The 25,898-nt window shown below is 70.4% G+C and carries 21 protein-coding genes; 8 read left to right on the top strand and 13 right to left on the bottom strand.

Annotated features, from left to right (window positions below):
• The first annotated feature begins 138 nt into the window (after positions 1 to 138).
• Both OG214_RS08880 and OG214_RS08875 read left to right on the top strand, forming a co-directional pair.
• Complete coding sequence (locus tag OG214_RS08880; protein WP_405984417.1) at positions 139 to 1,959, top strand: protein phosphatase 2C domain-containing protein; 1,821 nt, start codon at positions 139 to 141, stop codon at positions 1,957 to 1,959.
• A 131-nt stretch (positions 1,960 to 2,090) separates the two neighbouring features.
• Positions 2,091 to 3,833, top strand: a complete 1,743-nt coding sequence (locus tag OG214_RS08875; RefSeq protein WP_405984416.1) for a pyruvate dehydrogenase — start codon at positions 2,091 to 2,093, stop codon at positions 3,831 to 3,833.
• Positions 3,834 to 3,895: 62 nt separating this feature from the next.
• Here OG214_RS08875 and OG214_RS08870 read toward each other — a convergent pair whose 3' ends face one another.
• The gene (locus OG214_RS08870; protein WP_405984415.1) at positions 3,896 to 7,015 is read right to left on the bottom strand and encodes an alpha-mannosidase; all 3,120 of its coding nucleotides are present in this window, start codon (positions 7,013 to 7,015) and stop codon (positions 3,896 to 3,898) included.
• Positions 7,016 to 7,226: 211 nt separating this feature from the next.
• On the opposite strand from OG214_RS08870, the gene OG214_RS08865 reads away from it, so the two are divergent.
• Positions 7,227 to 7,628, top strand: a complete 402-nt coding sequence (locus OG214_RS08865) for an ATP-binding protein (RefSeq protein WP_363081420.1) — start codon at positions 7,227 to 7,229, stop codon at positions 7,626 to 7,628.
• 230 nt (positions 7,629 to 7,858) lie between these two features.
• Here OG214_RS08865 and OG214_RS08860 read toward each other — a convergent pair whose 3' ends face one another.
• A complete protein-coding gene (locus OG214_RS08860) occupies positions 7,859 to 8,908 on the bottom strand; it encodes a DUF2637 domain-containing protein (RefSeq protein WP_363081419.1) in 1,050 nt (349 codons plus the stop codon).
• A 210-nt stretch (positions 8,909 to 9,118) separates the two neighbouring features.
• Positions 9,119 to 9,967 carry a (2Fe-2S)-binding protein gene (locus OG214_RS08855; protein ID WP_405984414.1) on the bottom strand — a complete coding sequence of 283 codons (849 nt, stop codon included), beginning with the start codon at positions 9,965 to 9,967 and terminating at the stop codon, positions 9,119 to 9,121.
• A gap of 96 nt (positions 9,968 to 10,063) precedes the next feature.
• Here OG214_RS08855 and OG214_RS08850 point away from each other — a divergent pair, with 96 nt between their 5' ends.
• Positions 10,064 to 11,059, top strand: coding sequence for a GntR family transcriptional regulator (locus tag OG214_RS08850; RefSeq protein WP_405984413.1), 996 nt, complete (start codon positions 10,064 to 10,066; stop codon positions 11,057 to 11,059).
• Positions 11,060 to 11,261: 202 nt separating this feature from the next.
• Here the strand turns inward: OG214_RS08850 and OG214_RS08845 are convergent, their stop codons facing one another.
• The 7 genes from OG214_RS08845 to OG214_RS08815 all read right to left on the bottom strand — a co-directional run bounded on the left by OG214_RS08845 (position 11,262) and on the right by OG214_RS08815 (position 17,292).
• Positions 11,262 to 12,026 (bottom strand): enoyl-CoA hydratase/isomerase family protein, encoded by a 765-nt coding sequence (locus OG214_RS08845; protein WP_363081416.1) that lies wholly within the window; start codon positions 12,024 to 12,026, stop codon positions 11,262 to 11,264.
• A gap of 49 nt (positions 12,027 to 12,075) precedes the next feature.
• On the bottom strand, positions 12,076 to 13,209 hold the full coding sequence (locus OG214_RS08840) for a cytochrome P450 (protein WP_405984412.1): 1,134 nt from the start codon (positions 13,207 to 13,209) through the stop codon (positions 12,076 to 12,078).
• Between the two features lie 223 nt (positions 13,210 to 13,432).
• On the bottom strand, positions 13,433 to 14,797 hold the full coding sequence (locus tag OG214_RS08835) for a cytochrome P450 (RefSeq protein ID WP_363081414.1): 1,365 nt from the start codon (positions 14,795 to 14,797) through the stop codon (positions 13,433 to 13,435).
• 9 nt (positions 14,798 to 14,806) lie between these two features.
• On the bottom strand, positions 14,807 to 15,397 hold the full coding sequence (locus OG214_RS08830) for an ATP/GTP-binding protein (RefSeq protein ID WP_363081413.1): 591 nt from the start codon (positions 15,395 to 15,397) through the stop codon (positions 14,807 to 14,809).
• Complete coding sequence (locus OG214_RS08825) at positions 15,372 to 15,749, bottom strand: DUF742 domain-containing protein (protein ID WP_363081412.1); 378 nt, start codon at positions 15,747 to 15,749, stop codon at positions 15,372 to 15,374. Before OG214_RS08825 ends, OG214_RS08830 begins: the two co-directional genes overlap by 26 nt.
• Positions 15,746 to 16,156, bottom strand: coding sequence for a roadblock/LC7 domain-containing protein (locus tag OG214_RS08820; RefSeq protein ID WP_363081411.1), 411 nt, complete (start codon positions 16,154 to 16,156; stop codon positions 15,746 to 15,748). Before OG214_RS08820 ends, OG214_RS08825 begins: the two co-directional genes overlap by 4 nt.
• Positions 16,153 to 17,292, bottom strand: coding sequence for an ATP-binding protein (locus OG214_RS08815; RefSeq protein ID WP_363081410.1), 1,140 nt, complete (start codon positions 17,290 to 17,292; stop codon positions 16,153 to 16,155). The genes OG214_RS08820 and OG214_RS08815 overlap by 4 nt, the downstream gene beginning before the upstream one ends.
• A 422-nt stretch (positions 17,293 to 17,714) precedes the next feature.
• Between OG214_RS08815 and OG214_RS08810 the strand changes: the two genes are divergently transcribed.
• A complete protein-coding gene (locus OG214_RS08810) occupies positions 17,715 to 18,287 on the top strand; it encodes a hypothetical protein (protein ID WP_405984411.1) in 573 nt (190 codons plus the stop codon).
• Positions 18,288 to 18,356: 69 nt separating this feature from the next.
• On the opposite strand, the gene OG214_RS08805 is transcribed toward OG214_RS08810, so the two are convergent.
• The 3 genes from OG214_RS08805 to OG214_RS08795 form a co-directional block, all read right to left on the bottom strand.
• Positions 18,357 to 19,142 (bottom strand): hypothetical protein, encoded by a 786-nt coding sequence (locus OG214_RS08805; RefSeq protein WP_363081409.1) that lies wholly within the window; start codon positions 19,140 to 19,142, stop codon positions 18,357 to 18,359.
• 368 nt (positions 19,143 to 19,510) lie between these two features.
• On the bottom strand, positions 19,511 to 21,589 hold the full coding sequence (locus tag OG214_RS08800; RefSeq protein WP_405984410.1) for a PucR family transcriptional regulator ligand-binding domain-containing protein: 2,079 nt from the start codon (positions 21,587 to 21,589) through the stop codon (positions 19,511 to 19,513).
• A gap of 247 nt (positions 21,590 to 21,836) precedes the next feature.
• Positions 21,837 to 21,992, bottom strand: coding sequence for a hypothetical protein (locus OG214_RS08795; RefSeq protein WP_363081407.1), 156 nt, complete (start codon positions 21,990 to 21,992; stop codon positions 21,837 to 21,839).
• On the opposite strand from OG214_RS08795, the gene OG214_RS08790 reads away from it, so the two are divergent.
• From OG214_RS08790 to pucD, 3 genes are read left to right on the top strand one after another with little or no spacing between them, the layout of a single operon-like run.
• A complete protein-coding gene (locus OG214_RS08790; RefSeq protein WP_405984409.1) occupies positions 21,991 to 22,881 on the top strand; it encodes an FAD binding domain-containing protein in 891 nt (296 codons plus the stop codon). The two genes, OG214_RS08795 and OG214_RS08790, sit on opposite strands and share 2 nt — an antisense overlap.
• Positions 22,882 to 22,883: 2 nt before the next feature.
• Positions 22,884 to 23,447: a (2Fe-2S)-binding protein gene (locus OG214_RS08785; RefSeq protein WP_405984408.1), complete on the top strand. Its 564-nt coding sequence runs from the start codon at positions 22,884 to 22,886 to the stop codon at positions 23,445 to 23,447.
• A 5-nt stretch (positions 23,448 to 23,452) separates the two neighbouring features.
• On the top strand, positions 23,453 to 25,837 hold the full coding sequence (gene pucD, locus OG214_RS08780; RefSeq protein WP_363086163.1) for a xanthine dehydrogenase subunit D: 2,385 nt from the start codon (positions 23,453 to 23,455) through the stop codon (positions 25,835 to 25,837).
• The last annotated feature ends 61 nt before the right edge of the window (positions 25,838 to 25,898 follow it).

The raw sequence follows: 25,898 nt of genomic DNA, 5'->3' as shown, positions 1-25,898 counted from the left end.
TGGTGGCGGCGCATCGGCCCGCGCTGGACCTGTGACGTTCGCCGGGCGTCCTTCCCGTGGGGGGTGGGGCCGCCCGGCGGACTTGAATATTTCCCGGTGCCCCGTTTTCGTACCCCTGGCGCGGTCGAAGATAGGGGCATGAGTCAGCAGGGGCAGAGGCCAGCCGCCGACGACTGGTGGAACCGGTTGTACGAAGAGTCCGCACCGGACACCGGTCCCGCCGCCGCTTCGGGGGACACGCTCGACGACCGCTTCGACTCGGCCGCGGACGCGGTGGGTACGGACACGGTGGCCGCGGACACGGCCGGTACGGACGGCCGGGGTGCGCCTGGTACGGACGGCCGGGGTGCGCCCGACATGCCGAAGGAAGCCCCGGGGCCCGGTCCCGACGGGATAGAGGCGCGACAGCCCAGGGCCTGGTGGGAGCAGCCGCAGCAGCCGCCGGCGCGGCAGACGCCACCGCAGCAGCCGCCGGCGCGGCAGGCGCGGCCGTCGGCCGAGCCGCCACCCCCGCCGTACACCCCCAGTGACGCGAGACCTCTGCCGGGGAGCGCCGATTCCCCCGGTCCTGAACGTCCGTCGGTCCCGGATCCGCGTCGGCCGGAACCGGGCAACAGGTCCTCCGGCGGACCCGCCGACGGACCCGCCGACAACGACACCGTATGGCTGCCCCGGCAGCAGGGCCCCCTCGGGAGCCCCGCGGCGGGAAGCGCCTGGGGTACGCCGCAGCCGCAGCCGCGCCCGGAGTCCGAGCCGCCCCCGCCTCCGATGCCGGCCCCGGCTCCTGCTCCGACCCCAACCCCAACCCCCGTTCCACCTCCGCCTTCGGCACCCGCCCCCGCCCCGACCAGGGCCCCGGCCCAGGCTCCCGCCGCGCCGTCAGGGGCCCTGCCGCCGTCCGGTCCTCCGCCGTCCTCGCCCCGGCGGACATCGGCGGCGCCCCCGGCACCGCCCGCGCCCCCACCGCCGTCCACCCCCCGGCCCGCTGTCACCCATCTCGGGGACAGGCCCCCGACCTACGCCCCCCAGCCCGCCACGCTGCCCGCCGCCGACGCCGAGCGGCTGCACGAACTCGTTCCCGACACCGTTCTCGACGGCGCGTCCTACGGTTCGTACTCCCTGCGGACCGTGTCCGTACGAGGCGACTCCGCCCGCTACCGTGGCGAGCCCCGCCGCGACGCGCTGCTCACCGCCCGCTTCGGCACCGGTGTCCACGCGCTCGTCCTCGTGGCCGTCGCCAGTGGTTCCCGCGCGGCCGAGGGCACCCATCGAGCGGCGGCGGATGTGTGCCACTGGATCGGCGGCGCCGTCGGGCGCAGCCACAGCCGGCTCTCCGAGGACATAAGGGCGGGACGCAGGGGCGAGCTCAAGTCCGGGCTGCACCGGCTCACCGACCGCGGTTTCGGCAAGCTCCGCGCCCGCGCCGCCGAACTGGGCGTGGCACCCGAGGAGTACACCGCGGGCCTGCGCTGTCTGCTGCTCTCCGCCGACCCGGAGTGCCGGACCCGGGTGTTCTTCGGGGTCGGCGACGGCGGCCTCTTCCGGCTGCGGGACGGTGTCTGGCAGGACCTGGAACCGGCGGTCCCCGAGCCGGGTGCCGTCACCGGTGCCCCGGTCGTCGGCTTCGGCTCCCGGCCCGCCGGGGCCCTGGAGGCCGATCAGCTCACCATGGATCTGGCGATCACCAAGCCCCCGTCCCCCTATATAGAGGGTCCGCTTCCACCGCAGCCCGAGCCGTTCCGGTTCCGCGCCTCGGTCGCCCGGCCCGGGGACACGCTCCTGCTGTGCAGCGGCGGCCTCGCGGAACCGCTGCGCGGCGAGCCCGCCTTCGCCGGGGAACTGGCCGCCCGCTGGGCACCGGCCGGCGCTCCGGGGCTGGCCGAATACCTCGCGGACATCCAGCTCAGGATCGAGGGATACGCCGACGACCGCACCGCCGCCGGTGTCTGGGAGGAGTAGCCGCCGGGGTGTCGGAGGAGTAGCCGCCGTGGCGTAACCGCGCAGGCGCGACCGCGTCCGCCATGGGTTGATGGACTCGTGCGTCTACGGGCCCACGAGTACCCGACACCGGCGGAGAAGGGCGCGCTTCCATGGCCAGACAGAACGTGGCGGAGCAGTTTGTCGACATCCTCGTCCGGGCGGGCGTCAAGCGGCTGTACGGAGTCGTCGGCGACAGTCTCAACCCGGTCGTGGACGCCATCCGCCGTAACCGCGCCATCGACTGGGTCCAGGTCAGACACGAGGAGACCGCCGCCTTCGCGGCCGGCGCCGAGGCCCAGATCACCGGCAGACTCGCCGCCTGCGCGGGCTCCTGCGGCCCCGGCAATCTCCATCTCATCAACGGCCTCTACGACGCGCACCGTTCCATGGCCCCCGTGCTCGCCCTCGCCTCCCACATCCCGTCCGGCGAGATCGGGCTCGGCTACTTCCAGGAGACCCACCCCGAGCAGCTCTTCCGGGAGTGCAGCCACTACTGCGAGATGATCTCCAGTCCCAAGCAGATGCCTCGGCTGCTCCAGACGGCGATCCAGCACGCGGTCGGGCGCAGCGGTGTCAGTGTGGTCACCCTGCCCGGTGACATCGCCTCCGCGCCGGCGCCCGAGCGGGCGGTGGAACACGCGCTGGTCACCACCCGGCCCTCCGTACGGCCCGGCGACGCGGAGATCGAGAAGCTCGCCCGGATGATCGACGAGGCGGAACGGATCACACTCTTCTGCGGCAGCGGCACGGCAGGCGCGCACGCCGAGGTGATGGAGTTCGCGGAGCGGATCAAGTCCCCCATCGGGCACGCCCTGCGGGGCAAGGAGTGGATCCAGTACGACAACAAGTACGACGTCGGTATGAGCGGACTGCTCGGCTACGGCGCCGCCTACGAGGCCACACACGAGTGCGATCTGCTGATCCTGCTCGGCACGGACTTCCCGTACAACGCGTTCCTGCCCGACGACGTCAAGATCGTCCAGGTCGATGTCCGGCCCGAGAACCTCGGCCGGCGCTCCAAGCTGGATCTCGCGGTCTGGGGTGATGTCCGGGAGACCCTGCTCTGTCTCACACCGCGCGTACGGGCCAAGACGGACCGCCGCTTTCTCGACAAGATGCTGAGGAAGCACGCCGACGCGCTGGAGGGCGTGGTCAAGGCGTACACCCGCAGGGTGGACAAGCATGTCCCGATCCACCCCGAGTATGTCGCCGCCGCGCTGGACGAACTCGCCGACGACGACGCCGTGTTCACCGTAGACACCGGTATGTGCAATGTCTGGGCGGCGCGCTATCTCTCGCCGAACGGACGCCGTCGTGTCATCGGCTCCTTCAGCCATGGGTCGATGGCCAACGCACTGCCGCAGGCCATCGGCGCGCAGTTCGTCGACCGGAACCGCCAGGTCGTCTCCATGTCGGGCGACGGCGGATTCTCCATGCTGATGGGCGACTTCCTCACCCTCGTCCAGCACGATCTGCCGGTGAAGGTCGTCCTCTTCAACAACTCCGCGCTGGGGATGGTGGAGCTGGAGATGATGGTGGCCGGGCTGCCGTCGTACGGCACGACCAACCACAACCCGGACTTCTCGGCCATCGCCCGCGCGGCGGGGGTCCACGGCGTACGGGTGGAGAAGCCCAGGCAGCTCGCGGGCGCGCTCAAGGACGCGTTCCGGCACAAGGGCCCGGCCCTGGTCGATGTGGTCACCGACCCGAACGCGCTCTCCATCCCACCGAAGATCAAGGCGGACATGGTGGCCGGCTTCGCGCTGTCGGCGAGCAAGATTGTGCTCGACGGCGGGGTGGGCCGCATGGTCCACATGGCCCGCTCGAACCTGCGGAACATGCCACGCCCCTGATTTCCGCGACGCGGCGAGCCCGGCCGGGGTGCGCCGTCGCAACACACCCCGCGCCACGGTCCCTAGCCGGGAGGCGTACCGCCAGGAGGCGGAGGTGTGAGGCGGAGTGTCAGGATCTGGAACGGCCTCAGCCTCAGCCGCAGCCCCTCCTCGCCCGTCTCCGCCTCGTACAGCGGACGCTCCAGCAGATCGGTCACCCGCGCGCCCACCACCGGGAAGCCGATCCGCAGTGTGGTGTCGGCCCGGCCGCCCGCCGACTCGTAGAGCCGTACCACCACATCGCCGCTCCGGTCCTCCGCCAGCTTGACCGCCTCCACCGTCACCGCCGGATCGCCGGCGTCGACCAGCGGCGGCGACTCGGGCGCGGTGGCCACGCGCAGGGGGAGATTGAGTGCCAGTCCCTCCCGTACGGTCTCCTCCTGCGAGGTGCCCGGCAGCAGGGCGTAGGTGAGGCGGTGTGTGCCGAGGTCGGTTTCCGGGTCCGGGCTGTGCGGGGCGCGCAGCAGTGTCAGCCGTACGGTCGTACCGAGCCCCTCCGGATGCGGCACGCGCGTCACATCGTGCCCGTACGTCGAGTCGTTGAGCACCGCGACCCCGTAGCCGGGCTCGGCGACCCGCAGCCAGCGGTGGGCGCAGATCTCGAACCGGGCCGCGTCCCAGCCGGTGTTCTCGTGTGTGGCCCGGTGCACATGGCCGAACTGGATCTCGGCGGTGGACCGCTCCGCGTGCACATCGAGCGGGAAGGCGGCCTTGAGGACCTTCTCGGACTCCCGCCAGTCGATGTCGGTGACCACATCGATCCGGCGGCTGTCGGCGGTGAGCCGGATCTCCTGGACGATCCGCGACGCCCCGAACGTACGCACCACCCGCACCGACGCCCGCAGCGGACCCTCCTCGATCAGCTCGACCGAGTCGACGGCGGTGAGATCGGTGTGCTTGTGACGGTAGTGCCGGTCGATGTCCCAGGCGTCCCACTGATTCGGGTGATCGGGGTGGAGCTGGAGCAGATTGCCCCGGCTGCCGGGGGCCAGCACCTCGCGGTGCGCGACGAGATCACGTACGGACGACAGCAGCCCGTCCGCGTCGACGACGACCGCCAGATACCGGTTCCGCAGGGTGACGGTCCCCCGCTCGCGGTCCTGGAGGGCCGAGACGGGGGAGGGGGCGAGCGAGGTGAAGGTGCCCGGCGCCAGCGCCCGTACCAGGGCGGGAGCGAGCACCCGGCCGTCGGCAAGCGGCTGGGTCCCGACACTCTCCGGTACGTCCGTGGCGTCGGCCGCGATCACATCGCGCCGCCCGTACGGCGCCGCGTTCCACACCCCCACGGAGCCTTCGCCCAGCACCGCCAGCGCGTCCGCGACGATGCCTTCCAGTTCTGCCAGGACCGCCGCATAGGTCTCGCGGGCCTCCCGGTGCACCCACGCGATCGAGGAACCCGGCAGGATGTCATGGAACTGGTGGAGCAGCACCGTCTTCCAGATCCGGTCCAGCGCGTCGTACGGATAGCGGTACGCGGGCGACCGCAGCGCCGCCGCCGTCGCCCACAACTCGGCCTCCCGCAGGAGATGTTCACTGCGCCGGTTGCCCTGCTTGGTCTTGGCTTGGGTCGTGTACGTCGCCCGGTGCAGCTCCAGATACAGCTCGCCCGACCAGACCGGGGCCCGCGCTCCGTACTCCTCCTCGGCCGCCGCGAAGAAGGCCGAGGGCGGCTCGATCTCGACCCGGGGCGAGCCCTCCAGGGACTTCAGCCGCCGTGCCTTCTCCAGCATCTCCCGGGTGGGGCCGCCACCGCCGTCGCCCCAGCCGAACGGCACCAGCGACCGTGAGGCCCGGCCCTTCTCGGCGAAATTCCGCTCGGCGTGGGCGAGTTCGGCCGCGTGGAAGTGGGCGTTGTACGTGTCGACCGGCGGGAAGTGTGTGAAGACACGGGTGCCGTCGATGCCCTCCCACCAGAAGGTGTGGTGCGGCATCTTGTTGGACTGGTTCCAGGAGAGCTTCTGGGTGAGGAACCACTTCACCCCGGCGAGCTTCGCCAGCTGCGGGAACGCCGCCGTGTAGCCGAAGGAGTCCGGCAGCCAGATCTCCTCCGTCTCCACGCCCAGCTCCTCCTGGAAGAAGCGCTTGCCGTGCACGATCTGCCGTGCCAGTGCCTCACCGCCGGGCATATTGGCGTCCGACTCCACCCACATGGAGCCCACCGGCGCCCAATTGCCGTCCGCCACGGCCCGCTTGATCCGCTCCCAGATGGCCGGCTGGTGATCCCGCACCCACGCGTACTGCTGGGCCTGCGAGCAGGCGAAGACCAGCTCCGGATAGTCGGGGGCGAGCGCCGTGACATTGGCGAAGGTCCGTGACGCCTTCCGTACCGTCTCGCGCAGCGGCCACAGCCAGGCCGAGTCGATATGGGCGTGGCCCGCGGCCGAGATCCGGTGCGCGCTCGGGGAGGCGGGCCGCGAGAGCGCGCCGGCCAGCTCGCCGCGGGCGGCGGTGGCCGTGCCCGCGACATCGTGCGGATCGAGCGCGTCCAGCATGGACTCCAGGGCGCGCAGGATCTCATGGCGCCTCGACCGGTCCGCGGGCAGCTCACGCATCAGCTCGGAGAGCACCTCGATGTCGAGGACGAGATGCCAGACCTCCTCGTCCAGGACGGCCAGCTCGGCGGCGGCGAAGCGGTAGAGCGGGCGGTCCCCGGCGGTCAGTACGTCCCCGAGGAGCGTCGGCTCGAAGCCGTGCAGGACGGCCGGGTTGGCGGCGGCCTCCAGCAGCAGCCGTACGGACTCGCCGCCGGCCGCGGGCGCGGCGACGGGGATATGGCGGTTGCGCGGATGGATGCCCTTCAGCGGGACGCCCTCCGCGTCGTACACCAGCCCCTCCGCCTGGAAGCCGGGACCCTCGCCGGTGAACCCGGGGTCGACGACCGCCTCGACCCGGCGGCCCGCCCACGCCTCGGGGACGGTGCCCTCCAGCCGGAACCAGCTCGTTGACCAGGGCGAGCCCCATTCCGTACCGGCCGCGAACGGTTCGTACACCCCCTTCAGCGCCCGGCCGACCGCCACCGGCTCACCCGGCACCTGCCAGACGGAGAGCGCGAGCGGCTCCCGGGCGGCGTACTGCGCCGGGCGGACGAACTGGCGCAGCGCGCGCTCCAGCCGCCCTTCCACCTGCGTGCGGTCGTCGTGCATCGGGGCTCCTCGCTCCTGGGCCGCGGCGGTCGGTCCTCGTATCACTCCTTCCTCACTTCCCCACACCGTCCCCACGCATCCGCCGCACCGTGGCGAGTAGGTGACGAACGACATGGCCGACGACACGAGTGCCGTGATCGGGGCGGGGGCATGCTCCCGATGAGCGTCCGAGAGCGGGATCCGTCACCGGTACGAACGGGGGGACAGAACCATGACAGGGCTACGGCGCAGAGTGGGAGGAGCCGATCTCGCGGCCGTCCCGGAAGTGCGGCACGCCTTGCGGGAGATGCTGCTGCACTGGCGGGAGCGGGATTCGGCGGAGGTGGCGGAGCTGCTCATGAGCGAGCTGGTCACCAACGCGCTGGTGCACACCGAGCAGGGCGCGGTGGTCACGGCGACCGTCGCGGACTCACGGCTGCGGGTGGAGGTCAGGGACTTCGTCGCCGCCCTGCCCCAGCCGCTGACCAGGCCCGAGACACAGCCGCCGGCGGCGGACGACGCGACACACGGCAGGGGTCTGGCGCTGGTGAGGACCCTGGCGGACGACTGGGGCATACGGGCCCGGCCGCTGGGCAAGGTGGTCTGGTTCGAGATGAACGCGGAAGCGGCGTAGCCACGAGCGGCGCCGCCGGGCCGCCGGCGGGTGTGGTCCGGGCCGCCGGTGGTGCGGCAGGGGCGTCGGGACAGCACACGCGACGACCGCCGGGACAGCACACGTGACAACACGCCGGACAACACAACAGCGCGCCGGATACGTGGGGGCGCACGGGAGACACAACAGCGGACCGGCGCGACGGGAGTCCGTCACACCGGTCCGGTTGCTGTGTGTCCGATGGATCCTGGTCAGCCGAACTGCCGCTCCAGGTCCGTGAGCTTGCGCTCCAGGGAGTCGAGCCGGGGGAGGGCCTGGGTGTCGTCCTCCGCGGTCAGGTCCACGGTCCGGGCCTCACCGCCTTTGACGGCCTGAAGGGAGAGCGGGGACCGATGAGGCAGCTGACCCTTTTCCGCTATGGCAGGCTCCGCGGCGGCCTCGACGGCGGCCGGTGACGATCCACCGCCCCCCGCGGTCAGGGGCACCTGACGGCCACCGCGGGCGCGCCCCCAGGCCCGGTGCTGACGGTTGAGCGCCTTGATCTGCGCCCGGTCCAGCTTCTGCTGCTCACGCCTGCGGTGCCGGTTCTGCTCCTTCTGGCGGCGGTCCTCGCGGACCTCTTCGACCGCCTCGTCCAGCGTGCGTACGTTTTCGAGCAGCATCAGCGACCAGGCGCCGAAGGTCTCACGGGGAGCGCGCAGCCACCGTACGATCCGGATCTGCGGCAGCGGACGGGGCACCAGGCCCTGCTCGCGCAGCGCCGCCCGGCGGGTCTGCTTCAGCGCGCGGTCGAAGAGGACCGCGGCCGAGAGCGACATGCCGGCGAAGAAGTGCGGGGCGCCGTCGTGGCCCAGACCCCGGGGCGCGTGCACCCAGTTGAACCAGGCGGCCGCACCGGCGAACGTCCACACCAGCAGTCGCGAGCCGAGGGCCGCGTCACCGTGGCTGGCCTCGCGCACGGCGAGCACCGAGCAGAACATCGCCGCGCCGTCGAGACCGAAGGGGACGAGGTACTCCCAGCCGCCGCTCAGGCTGAGGTTCTCCTGGCCGAATCCGACCAGGCCTTTGAACGAGAGGGCGGCGGCGACCGCCGCACAGCAGAAGAGAAGTGCGTAGGAGGCGGCGCCGTAGATGGTCTCCTTCCTTCTGCGGCGTTCTTCACTGCGTTCCCATGAATCCTCGGCCGCGGCCTTGTCACCGGCGCGCTTACCGCGCGCGAGCACTGCCACCGCCACCAGGATTCCGACGATCAGCACGCCGACGGGAAGCAGCCAGTTCAGCGATATGTCGGTCAGTCGCATGCGGTGTTCCTTGCATCGCAGTAGGGCTTTTCGGGCGCCATATTGGCGGAAGAGCGGTGCCGCTCAGGGGGTTTTGGAGCAAGAAGACGCCAACGAGGTGGTGGGGCACACTGATAGGCGCGATCAACCAGAACTGCCGCACGGGAGGCGGCTGTCATGTTCGATTAATATCACCCTAGCGGGTGGCGTGGCTCCTTGAGTGACGAGGGGTCAGACGCCGGCACTCAACTTCTGGACACGATCGGCGTCGCATGTACGGGGACATGTGCCACATGCGTCCTCCGGGCGGAGTGTGTAGAAAAGGCAGCAGCTCGCCCGGTCACGGGTCGGCAGCGGCTCCCCGCCGGGGCCCGTCAGCTCGCGGAAACCCGCGGTGCCGACATACGGTCCGGTCGTGCCCGGCAGCAGCAGCTCCAGCTCCGACATCGCGCGCCGCTCCTCGCCCAGGAGTTCGGCGATGTACCAGAGGCCCTCGACGATCTCGTCCGTGGCCATCCCCCACAGCGCCCTGCGGCCCCGCCGCATACGGGGACCGAAGCCGTCCAGAACCGGTCCGAGATGCTCGGCGGCGGCGGCCCGTACCTCGGCGCGCAGGGCCTCCTCGTCCGGTACGACCCGGGCGCCGGGCAGCGCCGCGGCGGGGTCGTCCGGCAGACAGGCGAAGTCCTGGACCCGGACGCTCATCCGGCCCAGAGCGCGCTGGAGGAAGACGTTCCCGACCGGGACCCGGGGCACCCTGCGGTGCAGGAACCAGGGCACGGTGATCAGCAGACAAGCCGGCCAGGCATAGCGGTGCAGCGCGAAACTGGCGATCACATCGGGGCGTGCCCGCTGTCCGTAGTCCTGGATGACCTGCTCTTCGTCCCAGGCGAGAAATGTGTCGAGTGCCACGCCCCCGGCGGCGAGATCCGCCGCGCCGACCCAGCCGCCGTCGAGCGGGGGCCGCTCGCCGTCGGTGAGGTGGTCGATGCTCAGCGAGGGAAACACCTCGGTGAGACGGGCGTACGCGTCCGTCACGGGAGAGGCGGGAAGGCCGGGCAGCAGAGTGGGCACGGTCATGCAGGGACCACCGAATCGGGATCGTTTGCAGGTAAGCCTTACCTTACCCGATGTGATCGGGTTTGAAGTCCGGCAAGGGCGGCCTATCGTGCACAGATGACTCCGGCGCCGGGCCGGGCTGACGGCGACGGTGGGCGGGCGGAGGTGGGCGGGGTGGAGCAGCGCGGCAGGGCGCGGCAGAGCGCCGCGCCGACCCCGCGCCGGACCGGCCGGGACGGCGTTCAGGGCACCGTCTCCGGCACCGGTGCGCGCCCAGGACCGGGCGCCGGTTCGGGCACTGGTCCGGGCGCCGGTTCGGGGATCGCCGCCGGGGCCTCGCGCGCGGCCGATTCCGCGGCGGCCACCGCTGACGGGACCGGTTCCGGGGCATCGGGGCGTGTGCCCGAGCAGACGCGTACGGAAGCCGGGGGAGACACCCGGCGCGCGGTCCGGGGCGAGCACACCCACAGCGAGCCGCCCGCGCCCCGGGTCGTACGCCGGCACTCCGTACGGGGACAGATCCTGGACGCCCTGCGCTCCGCGCTCGTCGTCGGCGAGCTGGTCCCCGGTGAGGTCTATTCGGCCCCCGTGCTCGGCGAGCGCTTCGGTGTCTCCGCCACGCCCGTACGCGAGGCCATGCAGCAGCTCGCGCTCGAAGGCGCGGTCGAGGTCGTCCCGAACCGCGGCTTCCGGGTCGTCGAGCGCGGTGCGCGGGAGCTGGCGGAGCTGGCCGAGGTGCGTGCGCTGATCGAGGTACCGGTGATGCTGCGGCTGGCCCGTACCGTACCCGCCGAACGCTGGGCGGAACTACGTCCGTTGGCGGAGGCGACCGCCACGGCCGCCGCCGTCGGGGACCGTGCGGCGTACGCGGAGAGCGACCGTGCCTTCCACCGCGCGCTGCTCTCGCTCTGCGGCAATGAGCAGCTGGTCATGGTCGCGGACGATCTGCACCGCCGCTCCCAGTGGCCGCTGGTCAGCGCCCCGGCCGTGCGCCGCGCCGATCTGGTCGCCGACGCGGCGGAGCACTCGGCTCTGCTGGACGCCCTGGAGACAAGGGATCTGACGGTGATTCAGTCCCTGGTGCGGGAGCACTTCGCCGGGGCGCCGGACTGATATGCCATATGCCGGACTTATGTGCCGGACTTGTATGCCCGACCGATGTGCCATGCCGATGTGCCATGCCGATGTGCCGTGCCGACGCACCGGAAACGACCCACCGGAATGGCGCACACCGGAAATGACGGACTGGAATGAAGACGCGCTGGAATGACGTGTCAGGCCGAAGGCGGCCCCGGGCGGTCGGCCACGAGGGCGTCTATCGCCGCCGTGCGGCTTCCGAGGCCGCCACGGCCGCCGTCAGCAGTTCCGCGTCGAAGAAGGTCGCGTCGGCGAGGCGATTGGCCCCCGCGTAGGCGTTCAGCATGGCCTTGGTGGTCCGCAGTGCCGTGGGTGACCTGCGGAGCAGCGGCTTGGTCCACCGCGTCACGGTCTGGTCGAGCTCCTCCACCGGGACGACCTTGTGGAGTATGGAGAGCTCGGCCGCTCTGGCCGCGTCGAAGTTCTCCGCCGTCAGCATCAGTTCACGGATCCTGGCGGTGCCCGCCTCGCTGAGCAGCCGTGACATCACACCCCCCCAGGCGGGGGGCACCCCGAGACCCAGCTCCGGCATTCTGAAGCGGCAGTTGTCCGCCCCCACGCGCAGGTCGCAGAAGACCGCGAGCCCCAGCCCCGCCCCGACCACGCCTCCGTGCAGCCGGGCGATGGTCACCGCGTGGACGCTCGCGAGGGCGTCGCACATCCGCCGGGCCTTGTTGCCGAGGGCGTGCAGACCCGCGCCACCGGGATGCTCGGCGAGCAGACCGGGAAACTCGCCGCGGTCACCGCCCAGACAGAAGTCGTCCCCCGCGCCGGAGAGGATCAGTACGCGGACGGCGGGGTCGCCGTGAACGGTGTCGAGTACGGCGAGGAGTTCGTCGAGGAGCGGCCCGGAGACCGCGTTCCCGGTCTCCGGACTGTTCAGCCGCACCGTCAGGACAGGCCCTTCGCGCAGAACCTGAAGAGCCTTGAAGTCTTCCATCATGCTGTTCCTCGTATAGGTCGTGCCACGCTGCCGATTGGATGCCGTACCGTCAGGAAGCCGTCACGCGGAACGACTTCAGGCGGCGGAAGGCCACCCGGGGGGCGTAGGACGGCCCGTCGGCGAGACGCAGTCCGGGCATCCGCCCGAGCAGCGTGGTCAGCAGGGATGTCGCCTCCAGCTTGGCCAGCGGCGCCCCGAGGCAGTAGTGGATCCCACCGCCGAAGCTGAGGTGCGAGGCCTTGCGGCGGATGTCGAAGATGTCGGGATCGCTGTGCTGGTCCGGGTCGTGATGCGCGGCACCGACCATGAGCTGCACCATCTCACCGCGCTGGATGGGCATACCGGCCAGCGTGGTGTCCTCCGCGGCGATCCGGCTGATCATATGGATCGGGGGGTCGTAGCGCAGGGTCTCCTCGATCGCACCCGGCATGTGCTCGGGGTGTGTGCGCACCCAGTCGAGCTGGCGGGGGTGCTCCAGCAGCAGCCACACCAGGGTGGCCAGCAGATGCGAGGTGGTCTCCAGAGCGGCCAGGACCACGAAGAGCGCCAGCGAGTGGACGGCGGCGTCGGCGGCGTCCTGGTCGGGCTCCAGCTCGTCCCAGGTCCGTATCCAGGCCGAGACCTTGTCGTCCCCGGGCGCCCTGCGGCGCTCCCGGATCAGCTCGGTGAAGTACTCCCGCAGTTGCCCCGTCGCGGCGTCGGACAGCGCGAGCTGGCTCGGCGACGGGAACAATTCCTGGGTGAATACCTGGTCGTGGGTGAGTGAACGCAGCAGCGGATAATCCGCGGCCGACAGTCCGAGCCATTCACCGATCGTTATTACGGGCAATTCTTCGCAGACCAGCTCCACGAAATCCGGTTCACCGTCGTGCAACTCCTCCCGGACCTGGTCGAGGAGCCGCTCGGTTATTCGGTCGATCGAATTCCTCATGGCGTCGAGGGATTTACGGTCGAACATGTTGCCCACCGACCGCCGCATCCGGGTGTGATGCGGCGGGTTGAGCATGGGCAGGGTGCTCCCCATCTGGAGCGAGGCAGGTGCACTCCAGCGTGCGGCGTCCTTCTGCCGGGTGCGCCACTCGTTGCCCGGCACCTGCCAGGCCCTGTCCCTCAGTACCTGGTCACACAGCTTGTAGGAGGTCACCAGGTGCCCGCCCCAGGGGGCGGGCATGATATTTCCCATTGCCCTGAGTTCTTTGTAGAAAGGCAATGGATTTGACTGGCCGCCCGAAGTTCGCAGGCGGGAGAATAGCGAAACCACAGAGCGTCGATCGACGGATGAGGTGGCCAGGGAAGGCTCCACAGCGACTCCTTCTTTTAAGAGATCACATAAGATTCGCCAACCCTGTCTACCCCTATGGTTGAACATTCATGCGAGGGTAAATCGTCCCCTATTGTTGGGCATGTCACACCTTCCACCAGGACAGGAATCCGCTCCACCAGGTACCCTTCTGCGCCGCGTGCTGCGGCGGAACCGGGGCATTTCCGACAGTGCGTGAGGTGCTCGGCTGGGGCGCGGACGTCCTCTTCTCCCTGCGCACCGGGGTGAACCGGGCGGGCAGGGCGTTGAGCGCCCGGTGGATCGGGCCCGGCCGCCAGGACAGATTGTCCGCGTGGACGCCCAGCTCGATGTCCGGCAGGCTGTTGAGGAGCTTCTCGATCGCCATCACGGAGATCAGCAGGGCGGGATCCTTGGCCGGGCAGGCGTGCGGCCCGGCGCCCCATGCGAGATGGGCCCGCTTGCTGAGCGTCTGCCGGCTCACGGACAGGCTCGGATCGGTGTTGGCCGCGGCGAAGCTGATGACGACGGGATCGCCGGCGTCCAGCTTGCTCCCGGACAGGTCGACGTCGTACATGGGGTAGTGCACGGCGTAGTTGGCGATCGGCGGGCTGTTCCACAGCACGTCGTTGATGGCGTCCTCGACCAGCAGACCGGCCGCGTGCTGTCCCCCGGCGTACTTGTCGTCCGACAGCAGGAGCCGCAGCGCGCTCGCGATGATGTTCTGCGTGGGCTCGGTGCCCGCGCCGATCAGCGTGACGAGCTGATGGATCATCTCCTCGTCGGACAGCCGCGCCTGATGCTGCATCAGCCAGGAGGTGACATCGTCGCCCGGCTTCGCGCGCTTCAGCGCGACCAGCTCCATCAGGGCCTCGGTCAGAACCTCGTTCGCCTTCTCCGCGTCCACCCCGTCGAAGAGACTGGAGATACCGAAGACCAGCCGGTCGCCGATCTCGGCGGGGCAGCCGAAGATGTCGTTGAAGACCAGCAGAGGCACCAGCTGCGCGTAGTCGCTGACCAGATCGGCCTTGCCGCGGCTGCTGAACTGGTCGATGAGATACGCGGCCACACGGTCGGTGTGCCGGCTCAGCCGGTGGGTGTCGATCTTGGCCAGCGACTCCGTCACGGCCTGACGGAGCCTCAGATGGTCGGCACCGTCGGAGAACAGACAGTTCGGCCGGTAGGCCATCATCGGCAGGATGGGACTGTCCACCGGTATCCGGCCCTCGTTGAGAGCACGCCAGCGGCGCGAGTCACGCGCGAAGGTGTCGGGGTTCTGGAGCACATGCAGCGCCGCGGCGTAGTCCGTGACGAGAGAGGCCTCCACACCCGGAGCCAGTTCGACGGGTGCCGCGGGACCGTGCTGCCGCAGATACTCGTAGAACGCCTGGGGATCGGCGGCGAATTCGGGTCCGTGCAGGGGCACGCTCTTGCCGCTGTTGTGAGCGGGGCAGCCCGGTGGTGGCGCCTGGTGTTCCGAGTGGGATTGCATGGCGAACTCCTAGCTGAGGCGCGACTGGAGATAACGGACAAGGACCATGAGCGAATTCGCTGACGAACGCTGGTCGCGTGCGTCACAATTGACGAGAGGCGTCTCGGGGAGCAGGTCGAGTGCTTCCCGTATCTCCTCGTCCGTGTGGCTCGGTGTGCCGTCGAAGCGGTTGACGGCGATGGCGTACGGGATTCCGTAGTGCTCGACCAGGTCCATCACCGCGAAGGACTCTTCGAGACGCTGGGGGTCCACCAACACCAATGCCCCGAGTGCTCCCCGGGACATGTCTTCCCACACCTGGACGAAGCGCTGCTGTCCGGGGGTGCCGAAGAGATAGAGGACAAGTCTCTCGCTGAGGGTGAGCCGGCCGAAGTCCATGGCCACGGTCGTCGTGGTCTTGCCCGGGGTGCCCCTGAGGTCGTCCACCCCCTCGCCCGCCTGCGTCATCACCTCTTCGGTGCGCAGCGGCGGAATCTCGGACATGGTCCCGATGAACGTCGTCTTGCCGACGGCGAAGTGGCCGACGACAAGGATCTTCGCCGCCGTCTGCACTGAATTGCGCAGATAAACGCCGTCATCCAAAACGGGCTTGAAGGCCATTCAGCACCTCCTCGAGTATGTGCCGCTCGACAAGCTTCGCGGGAGGTATAGGGGCACGCGTGGTGAGATACCCCTGCTCCGTGAGATCGGACAGCAGAATTTTGACGACGCCGACGGGCAGATTGGTGTGCCCGGCTATTTCGGCGACCGAGAGATAACCGCCGGCGCACAGATCCAGCAGACGGTGCTTCTCAGGATCGAGATGTCCCGTTCTGGGGCCGTCGGGGGACACCGTGACCAGAGTGATGAGTGAGAACTCGCCATCATCCAGCAGATTGCGGCCGTTGGTGATGACGTACGGTCGCACTAAGGGCGCTGCATGTTCCAGCTCGGGCTCGTCCGGAGTCGTCATGCCTTGGTGTCAGCAATCTCGCGAGGGGGACTGGTCAGGGACTTACCGAGCTGGCCGACGAGCTGCATCATACGGAAGGTGATCTCCGCCATGTCGACCTCGGGCGATGCCGAGACGGCGAGATAGGCGCCTTCGCCGGCGGAGATGAGGAAGACCCAGCCGTGGTCGAACTCCACCAGCGTCTGGCGCCACTGCGGCCGCTCGTTCGCGGGGCCGCCGCAGAAGTCGGCCACCGTGCGGCTCAGCGACTGCATTCCGCTCATCGCGGCGGCGACGGTGTCGGCGTGGTCCTTGCCGACATCGTTCGAACGGGCCATGAGCAGACCGTCCGCGGAGACCAGGATCGCGTGGCGCGCCTCGGGCACTTCCAGAGCACTGTCAAGCATCCATGACAGATCGTAATTCACTGAGACTCATGCCCTTCGCTGCTTGCGTTGGTGGAACGACGGCCCGACTGCGTTCCCCGCTGGAACGCGCCCATGACGGAGGCGGCCTGCTCGCTGGAACGGGCAGGGGTCTCCGTGCTCTCGGCCGCCGGAACGATGGATATCGCGCCGCGCCGACGGCGCTTCGGCAGTCCGCCGAAGGTGGTACCGCGCGTCGCCGGGGTCTCTTCCGGAGGCATCGGGGAGGACGCGGCCATGGCGGGTTTCTCCTCGGGCTCGAGCGCGGGCGCGGGCATGGACGTGAGGAGCTCCTCGGGAAGAAGCACGACCGCGCGCACGCCACCGTACGGAGAGGTCGAGTCCACCGAGACCGTGAAGCCGTAGCGGGCCGCGAGCACACCGATCACGGTGAATCCGAACTGCGGCGGGTTGCCGAGACCGGAGACACCGGGGGAGCGTTCGCTGGACAGCAGCTTGGCGGCCCTGCTCTTCTCTTCCTCGTTCATGCCGACACCGGCGTCGTCGACGATGATGCAGACGCCCTTGGGTACGGGCCGGATATTGATCTCGATCATCGTCTCGGGCGCCGAGTAACTGGTCGCGTTGTCCAGCAGTTCGGCGAGCGTGAGCGCGACCGGTTCGACGGCGCGGCTGACGATGGCGAAATTGCTCTGGGCCCGGATCTCGACGCGCGTGAAGTGGCGGATACGGCCCTTCGCGCTGCGGACCACGTCATAGAGGGAGGCCGAGGCGCGCTGGCGGCCGAGCCATCCGTCGCAGAGAACGGCGATGGACTGCGCACGCCGTGCGAACTGCGAATTCATGTGGTCGATGTCGAGGAGGTCCTGGAGAATCTGCAATTCTCCGTACTTGTCCTGGAGTTTGGTGATGGCGAGCTGCTGCTCGCTGGCGAGACCCTGGAGTGTCCGCATCGCGGATTTCAGAGCGGTTTTGGTGGCCTCTTCCGCCCTGTCCTTGGCCTCTTCGACGGCCTCGGTGTAGTGATCTTCCAGATTGGCGTAATGTGCCCTGAGTTCCTGTTTTTCCTTCTTGAGTTCGGCGATCGACTTTCTACCGCGAATGATCGCGGTCGCGGCGACAGGAGTACCAGCTGCTATGAGACCCCAAAGCGCTGGATCCTGGAAGTATTGCGTCATAAGGCTCTCTTCGGGCGACTGGGGCACCGGACACTGAATGTCTGGACGCTGCGTTCGAGTGCGCTCACAGTCTCAGACATACGGGATCGGCCGCGCATACTCGCCCGCCGGACTGCCTTGAAAGGCCCGGCTGATGGCATAGCTCTCCCCGGGGTGGCGGATTTCTGGGCCGATGCGCTGACTTTCCCTTTATGCCATAGCGGGTTTACCACCGCTTGGCAAGCTCGGCGATCTTATCATCACACCAAGGCTCGACGTCCATGTCCTTCTGTTCCGTTTCCGGCATCTGACGGAAATTCAGCAAGGCTCCGTCTTTGGGGTCGTTGGTGTCTGGAACCCCTGGTCGGAGCGGCTGTCTGACGGTACGTCGGGGCGGGAGCGCGGGACCGTGCGGGGTGCCTCCGGATCGTTAGGGTGCGGACATGGCTGACTCGTACAAGGATCCGGGGACTCCGGATCGTCGTAGTGCCGGAGGGTACCTGTGGTGGCTCGTGACGAGTCAGCGGGGTCGGGTTGTCGCCGGCGCGACGTTCGGCAGCGTGTGGATGACCGGGCTGGCGCTGCCGCCGTATCTGCTGTCGCGCGCGATCGACGACGGACTCGTACCCGGCGACCGTGGAGCGCTTCTCGGCTGGGCCGGGGCGCTGTTGGGGATCGGCGCGCTGAACGCCTGGGTGGGCATCATGCGCCACCGCACCATGACCCGGGTCCGGATGGACGCCACCTTCCGTACGATCCAGGTCGTCGGTCCGTCCGGCGCCGGGAAGTCCACCCTGGGCCGGCCGCTCGCGGGTGTCGACCGGCTCGACACCGCGCGCGACGCCGACCGGGTGGCGGTGATGGACGACGGTCGGCTGACGGAACTGGGCACGCACGACGCCCTGGTGGCCGCGGGCGGGCCGTACGCCGAGCTGTGGCGTTCCTGGCACGGAGAGCCGTCGAGGCCGCCGGAGCCGCCGGAGTCCTCGGAGCCGTCGCGCCCGGTGGCCGGGTGACGCCGTCGGCCGGTCGGTGCCCGCGTGGTCACCGGTCAGGTGTGCGGGGCACCGGTCGGCGCGTACGGGTCAGACGTCGGCGGCCCGCGGTCCGACGACCGGAGCCCGGGGTGCGAGCTGGTCCGCCAGCCAGGTCGGTACGCCGCCCAGCAGACGGAAGAGACGGCCCGCCTCCTCGCGCAGACGGGTGGCCTCCGGCTCGGGTTCGGCCTCGGCCAGGGCCGCCAGGGCCGGGGCCGTACCGACCAGATAGCCCAGCTCCACACGGATACGGAGGGACTCGCCGAAGCCGTGTCTCGCCTCGGCCAGTTCGCCCTCCCGCAGCGCGAGTCCGGCGAGATGGCGCCAGGTGAAGGAGAGCAGCAGCGTCTCACCGTGCGCCGTGGCGGCGGCGTGGGCGCGGCGGTACGCGGCGCGGGCGGACTGCGGGGAGTCCGAGAGATGCTCCGCGATCAGCCCGCGCCGGAAGTCGAGCAGGGCGCGGCCCGGGTCCGTCGGATCGAGCAGGGCGGCCGCCCTGCCGAGCGCCGCGCGCGCCTCGTCCGCGCGGTCGCGTACGCCGAGGACGGTCGAGGCGTAGGCGAGATGGCCGCGCTCGCAGGCCGCGGCGCCCCGTTCGTGGTCCTCGCGGGCCGTGGCCTCCGCCGAGCGGAGCGCGTCCTCGGCCTCCGGCCAGCCGCCCCCCGTGAACAGACAGCGCTCGACGAGCAGCGAGGCCCGCTGGAGCGCCGGCGCGGGGGCGGCGGTGTGCGGTGCGAGCAGGGCCGCTGCGTCGGTCCAACAGCCGCGTGAGCGCAGCCGCCATACCGCGGTCTGGAGTGGGTCGTCACCGGCAGTGGTTCCGGAACCAGACATGGCGGTATGCGCCACATTGCCCTCCCCGAGCGCGCCATTGTGCTGTTGAGTGTGGACGCATCTCAGCACGGATGGGCACGCCGGGCCAATAGGTCAGGTGAAAAATTTCACAATCCCGCGGTCGCCGACGCCGCTCCGCACGGGCGGTTGACGGTGGTCCCCGGGGGTGCCGCCGCCGGGGCGTAAGGGCCTCGGAAGGGCTGTCACCTGCGGCGACGGTGACGGTACGGTCGGTGGCCGTGCCGTCGAAGGCCCGTCCTCGCGGCGGAGTTGGATCTTTCCATGCCCGTATCGGGTGATGGCGTCAACCAGGGTGGACAGGGCATGGCATGCCACCCGGTGGCGGCCGGACCGTACCGCCCCGCGCGTCAGCTCATGCGCAGCGCCAGGAAGAAGTCCAGCTTGTCCTCCAGCCGCGACAGATCGCGACCGGTGAGCTGCTCGATCCTGCCCACCCGGTACCGCAGCGTGTTCACATGCAGATGCAGCCGGGCCGCGCACCGGGTCCAGGAGCCGTCGCAGTCGAGGAAGGCCTCCAAAGTGGGGATCAGCTCCGCGCGGTGACGGCGGTCGTAGCCGCGCAGGGGGTCCAGCAGACGCGCGGTGAAGGCGCGGCGGACATCGTCCGGGACGAAGGGGAGGAGCAGTACGTGTGAGGCCAGTTCATGGTGGCCCGCCGCGCAGACACGGCCGGGCCGGGCCGCCGCCACCCGGCGGGCGTGGCGGGCCTCCTCCAGCGCGCCGCGGAGCCCCTCCGCCGAGTGGACCGCCGCGCTGACGCCCAGCGTCAGCCGTCCGTCGTCCGCCAGACCCGCCGTCAGGGGGCCCCGTACGGCGGCCAGAAGCGCGTCCGCGTGCAGTCCCGGGCCGCCGCCGAGGTCCGGCGCCTGGCCGGGTGCCTGTTCCGGCGCCTGACCCGGCGTCTGTCCCGTCGCGGGGTGGGCCGCCGGGTCCGCCGCGCCCGCCGCCCGGCCGGGCCCGTGTCCCGGTCCGTCCGCCGGCTCGGATGTCCGGGGCATCTGGGATGTCCTGGGCGAGACCGCGGGCAGCGGCACCAGCGCGATCGCCTCGTCCTCCGTCCGGGCCACCGCGATCCGGTCGGCGGAGTCCGCCCCTATGCCCGCCGCTCCTGCCACCGCCGCCCCGGCCCCCGTGCCGCCCGCCGCGGGATCGATCAGGATCTCCTCCAGCAGCGCCTGCGCCACCGGACCGCCCGCCAGAGCCGCCTTCAGAGCCGTCTTCGTACCCTCCGGGTCCGGACCGTACGTACCGTCCGGACGGTACGGGCCGTCCGGACCGTTCGTGCCGTCCCGGCCGTCCTGGCCCCACTCCACCCTGGCCACCACCACCTGCCACTGCGGCGCGATGCCCAGCCCCGGCAGCAGCACCGGGGCGGCCACCCGCAGCCGCGCCGCGATCTCGGCGGGGGCCGCGCCCGTCTGGACCAGTTCCAGCACCTCCTGGGCGAGCCGGCGCCGTACCGCACGGGCCGCGTCCCGCCGGTCACGTTCCACCGCGATCAACTGGGTGACGCCCTGGAGCAGATCGAGCCGGGCCGCAGGCCAGTCGCCCGCGTCTGCCTCCACCACCAGCAGCCAGTCGGAGAGCACGGTCTCGCGCACGTCTCGTACACCGGGCACGTCTCGTACACCGGGCACATCTCGTACACCGGGCACATCTCGTGCACCGCGCACGTCTCGTGCACCGCGCACGTCTCGTACACCGCGCACATCGCGGGCACCGGCGGGCGTCGCCCCGCCGGCGGGGACCGGCTCGAAGTCCTGGGCGCGCACGGGGAACAGGGAGTACGCCGTCCCCTCGACAGTCGTGCGGTACGGGCTGCGGCGCCCCGCGCGGATCGAGGCGAGATGCTCACCGGCGAGCGCGGCGGCCCGCGCCGGGGACAGCGGCTCACCGGCGCCCGCGATCCGCCGGCCGGTGGGGGAGAGCACCCAGGCCCGCAGATCGAGATCGGAGCCCAGCAGATCGAGGACCACATCCGGGCCGCCGCCCGCCGGGCCCGCGGTCATCAGCCGGCGGTGGCGGTCCACGACCGCGGCCAGATCGTCGGCCCGCTCCCCGGACACCTGGCGGACCACGTACTCGGTGATCGTCGCGAAGGCCACGTCCTCGCTCACCGCGAAGAGCGGCAGCCGGTGGCGGGCGCACGCCGTGATCAGATCGTCCGGGACATCGCCCAGCTCCGCCTCGCCCGCGGCCAGCGCCGCGACCCCGGCGGCGACCAGGAGACGGACGAACGGCTCCGACTCCTCGGGGTGCCGTCGCCAGGCGAGACCGGTGAGCACCAGCTCACCGCCGGAGAGATAGCGCCTCGGATCGCGCAGATCGGTGGTCATCACCCCGCGGACGGTCCGGTCCAGCTCGTCCTCGCCGCCCAGCAGCCGCAGGCCCAGCGCATCGGTTCCCAGCAGTGCGCGCAGCCGCATCTCGTTCGTCGCCGCCGATCTCTCTCGTGATCGCCCACCCGTCGGTGCCGAGTGGCTCGGGTCGTGAAGCGCAGGGCTCCCGAATCTCAGGGGGGTCCTGAAGCCCAGGGGTGAAGCTCACCGCTCTGAAGACGATGGTGTGCGCGCACAGACCGCGTACGCGTGTTTCAGGAGGAAAGCCTCACGGTTACCGAGTCCCGTCTTTCGTTCGAATCTACAAGACCCGGAAGTCGACCAGCCAACTCCTTCATGGTTTCAGTGACTGCACCAGGCGGAGCACTACTTGTGTACTTGTGCCACACAGCGTTAACAGCTCATGAATAGCCCGATCAAGACCGGTCAGGATCGTCATCGTTCCCGAATCGCCACCGATCACGCCACCGATCAAGAAGAGAGCCATCATGGACTTCCTTCGCCCAGCGAGCTGGGAGGAGGCGCTCGCCGCCAAGGCGGAGCACCCCACGGCTGTGCCCATCGCGGGCGGTACGGACGTCATGGTCGAGATCAACTTCGACCATCGGCGGCCGGAGTACCTGCTCGATCTGAACCGCATCGGCGAGCTGAGCACATGGGCCGTCGGCGAGGAGACCGTCGAGCTGGGCGCCTCCGTCCCGTACACCCGCATCATGGAGCACCTCAGGGCCGAGCTGCCGGGCCTCGCGCTGGCCTCCCACACCGTCGCCTCGCCGCAGATCCGCAACCGCGGCGGCGTCGGCGGCAACCTCGGCACCGCCTCCCCGGCCGGTGACGCGCATCCCGCCCTGCTCGCCGCCGGCGCCGAGGTCCAGGCCGAGTCGGTACGGGGCAGCCGCCGTATCCCGATCGACGCCTTCTACACCGGGGTGAAGCGGAACACGCTCGCCCCCGACGAACTCATCAGGTCGGTGCACATCAGGAAGGCGGACGGCCCGCAGCAGTTCTCGAAGGTCGGCACGCGCAACGCGATGGTCATCGCCGTCTGCGCCTTCGGACTCGCCCTGCACCCCGCGACCAGGACCGTACGGACCGGAATCGGCTCCGCCGCGCCCACCCCCGTACGGGCCCGCGCGGCGGAGGAGTTCCTGAACGCGGCGCTCGACGAGGGCGGCTTCTGGGAGAGCGGCCGGATCATCACCCCGTCGATCGCCCGGCAGTTCGCCATGCTCGCCGCGGGTGCCTGCAACCCCATCGACGATGTGCGCGGCACCGCGCGCTACCGCCGCCACGCGGTCGCCGTCATGGCCCGCCGCCAGCTCGGCTGGACCTGGGAGCGGTACCGCGGCACCGGCCGCACTCTGGAAGGAGCCGCATAGCCATGCGCGTGCATTTCACGGTCAACGGACACGAGCAGCGGGCCGACGACGTCTGGGAGGGCGAGAGCCTGCTCTACGTCCTGCGCGAGCGGCTGGGCCTGCCGGGCTCCAAGAACGCCTGTGAACAGGGCGAGTGCGGCTCCTGCACGGTACGGCTGGACGGGGTCCCGGTCTGCTCCTGCCTGGTGGCGGCCGGTCAGGCCGAGGGGCGTGAGGTCATCACCGTCGAGGGCCTCGCGGAGTACGCCGGCCACCGCGCCGCCGCCCACCCCGGCAAGGCCTGCGGCGCGGGCACCTGCGAGGCCCGGGGCTCCGATTCGCACACCGGTGAGGGCGGCGAGCTGTCCCCGGTCCAGCAGGCGTTCATCGACGCGGGCGCCGTGCAGTGCGGCTTCTGCACCCCCGGGCTGGTGGTCGCGGCCGACGAACTGCTGGAGCGCACCCCCTCCCCGAGCGACGCGGACATCCGGGAGGCGCTCTCGGGCAATCTCTGCCGCTGCACCGGCTACGAGAAGATCCTCGACGCGGTCCGCCTCGCGGCCGCCCGGCAGGAAGGGACGGTCTGAGGGGCATGCCCACCACCGGAACCCCCACCAGCCTCAGCCAGGGCTCCCGGACCAGCGGCGGCATCGGCGAGTCGACACTCCGTCCCGACGGCACCCTCAAGGTCACCGGTGAGTTCGCCTACTCCTCCGACATGTGGCACGAGGACATGCTGTGGGGCCACACCTTGCGTTCCACCGTGGCCCACGCCGAGATCCGGTCGATCGACATCGCCGAGGCCCTCGCCACCCCCGGTGTTTACGCCGTACTGACCTACGACGATCTCCCGGCCCCGGTGAAGAACTACGGGCTGGAGATCCAGGACACCCCCGTACTCGCCCATGGCAAGGTCCGCCACCACGGCGAGCCGGTCGCCGTCATCGCCGCCGACCACCCCGAGACCGCGCGCCGCGCCGCCGCCAAGATCCGGGTCGACTACGCAGAACTGCCCGTCGTCACCGACGAGACCTCCGCCACCGCACCCGGCGCACCGCTGATCCACGAGGGCCGTACGGACCACCACAGCGGCCATGTCCCGCACCCGAACATCGTGCACCGCCAGCCGATCGTCCGCGGCGACGCCGACGCCGCCGCCGCGCGCGCCGATGTGGTCGTCTCGGGCGACTATGTCTTCGGTATGCAGGACCAGGCCTTCCTCGGCCCGGAGTCCGGTCTCGCGGTGCCCGCCGAGGACGGCGGGGTGGATCTCTATGTCGCCACCCAGTGGCTCCACTCCGACCTCCGCCAGATCGCCCCGGTCCTCGGGCTGCCCGAGGAGAAGGTCCGGATGATCCTCTCCGGGGTCGGCGGCGCCTTCGGCGGCCGGGAGGATCTGTCGATGCAGATCCACGGCTGTCTGCTGGCACTGCGCACCGGCAAACCGGTCAAGATGGTCTACAACCGGTTCGAGTCGTTCTTCGGTCATGTCCACCGCCACCCCGCGAAGCTCTGGTACGAGCACGGCGCGACCCGCGACGGCCGGATCACCCATATGAGATGCCGGATCGTGCTGGACGGCGGCGCGTACGCCTCCTCCTCCCCGGCCGTCGTCGGCAACGCCGCCTCCCTCTCCGCCGGCCCGTACGCCATCGACGACGTCGACATCGAGGCGATCGCGCTCTACACCAACAACCCGCCCTGCGGCGCCATGCGCGGCTTCGGCGCCGTCCAGGCGTGCTTCGCGTACGAGGCGCAGATGGACCGGCTGGCGGCGGCGCTCGATCTGGACCCGGTGGAGTTCCGGCAGCTCAACGCCATGGAACAGGGCACGCTGATGCCGACGGGCCAGCCCGTCGACTCCCCGGCGCCCGTCGCCGAACTGCTGCGCCGTGTCAAGGCACGGCCGCTGCCGCCCGAGCGGCAGTGGCTCGTGGCCGGTGAGGAGGCGGACGTACGCGCCCTGCCCGGCGGACTCTCCAACACCACCCACGGCGAAGGGGTCGTCCGGGGCGTCGGCTACGCCGTCGGCATCAAGAACGTCGGTTTCTCCGAGGGCTTCGACGACTACTCCACCGCGCGGGTACGGCTCGAAGTGATCGCCGGGGAGCCGGTCGCCGTCGTCCACACCGCGATGGCGGAGGTCGGCCAGGGGGGCGTCACCGTCCACGCGCAGATCGCCCGGACCGAACTCGGCGTCGCCCAGGTCACCATCCAGCCCGCGGACACCCGGGTCGGCTCCGCGGGATCCACCTCCGCCTCCCGTCAGACCTATGTCACGGGCGGCGCCGTCAGACACGCCTGCCAGGCCGTCCGGGAGAAGGTCCTGGAGCGGGGCAGGCGCCTGTTCGGTACGTACCACCCCGCGTGGGCCACCGCCGAGCTGCTGCTCGAAGGCGGCAAGGTCGTCACCGACGCCGGTGAGGTCCTCGCCGATCTCGTGGACGTCCTGGCGGACGAGCCGGTGGAGCTGGAGCTGGAGTGGCGCCACCGCCCGACCGAGGCCTTCGATCTCCTCACGGGACAGGGCAACGGCCATGTCCAGTACTCGTTCGCCGCGCACCGCGCGGTCGTCGAGGTGGACACGGAGCTGGGGCTGGTCAAGGTGATCGAACTGGCCGTCGCCCAGGATGTCGGCAAGGCGCTCAACCCGCTCTCCGTCGAGGGCCAGATCCAGGGCGGCACCACCCAGGGCCTGGGCATCGCGGTCATGGAGGAGATCCTCGTCGACCCCACGACCGCGAAGGTGCGCAACCCGTCCTTCACGGACTATCTGATCCCCACCATCCTCGACACACCGACCATCCCCGTCGATGTGCTCGAACTGGCCGACGACCACGCGCCGTACGGACTGCGCGGTGTCGGCGAGGCCCCGACCCTCTCGTCGACTCCCGCGGTGCTCGCGGCGATCAGGAACGCGACGGGTCTGGAGCTGAACAGGACACCGGTACGCCCGGAACATCTCACCGGGACCTGACGGCCCGCCCGCCACCGCACATGACGTCCCGTCGGCCGGGACCGCCCGTGGGGCGGGCCCC

This window comes from Streptomyces sp. NBC_00872, from assembly GCF_045161915.1.
Classification (GTDB): Bacteria; Actinomycetota; Actinomycetes; order Streptomycetales; family Streptomycetaceae; genus Streptomyces.
The sequence above is the reverse complement of the archived record's forward strand: the minus strand, read 5'-3'. Positions and strand labels throughout refer to the sequence as shown.